Below are 705 nucleotides of genomic sequence, written 5' to 3'. Positions count from 1 at the left end.
TACCTCGCGACCCGCGACGTCGACGCCACGGTCTCCCGGGTGGTGGGTCTCGGCGGCCAGATCCGGTTCGGGCCTGTCGACATCCCCCATGTCGGCCGCTTTGCCATGGTCAGCGACCCGCAGGACGTGGTCTTCGCCCTGATGAATGCGACGAGCCCTGACGAGAGCCGGGCCTTTGGGCCGGTGCCCCTTGGGACGGAGCAAACCCTCGGCCACGGCGTGTGGATCGAGCTCGCGACCCCCGATCCCGAGGCTGCCTTCGCGTTCTACGGGGCACTCTTCGGCTGGGAGAAGCTCGGGGCCATGCCGATGGGCGGGATGGGTGAGTACGCCTTCATCGGCCGGAGCGACCTGCGCCCTGGCGCGGTGATGTCGAGTGCAGCCACCGGCGCGCCGGCCCGATGGAATTGGTACGTTCACGTGGCCGATATCGATGCTGCGCTCGCGGCGGTCCGCGAGAGCGGCGGCACGGTGCTCCAGGGGCCCGATCCAATCCCAGGCGGCAGCTACTCGGCCAACATCGCCGATCCGGCAGGTAACAGGCTCGGCCTTGCCGGCCCGCGCCAACCGGCGTGAAGGGAGGCTCGCGATGACGAGCGAGAAGCGGATGAACGCAGGCAGACAGGATGACCCCACTGCTGGGAAGGCACGCACGACGGTGGAGCGGACATCGGACAGGGAGCTCGCCGTCACGCGGACCGTCGA

The 705-nt window shown here is 69.4% G+C and carries 1 protein-coding gene; it reads left to right on the top strand.

Going from position 1 to position 705, the window contains the following annotated elements:
- The coding region (locus WDW90_RS37750; protein WP_336492826.1) for a VOC family protein at positions 1–576 on the top strand (576 nt) is incomplete at its 5' end.
- Between the last annotated feature and the right edge of the window lie 129 nt (positions 577–705).

The organism is Methylobacterium nigriterrae (assembly GCF_037106235.1).
GTDB lineage: Bacteria > Pseudomonadota > Alphaproteobacteria > Rhizobiales > Beijerinckiaceae > Methylobacterium > Methylobacterium nigriterrae.
Note: the sequence above shows the minus strand (reverse complement) of the source record. Positions and strands in the feature narration are given on the sequence as shown.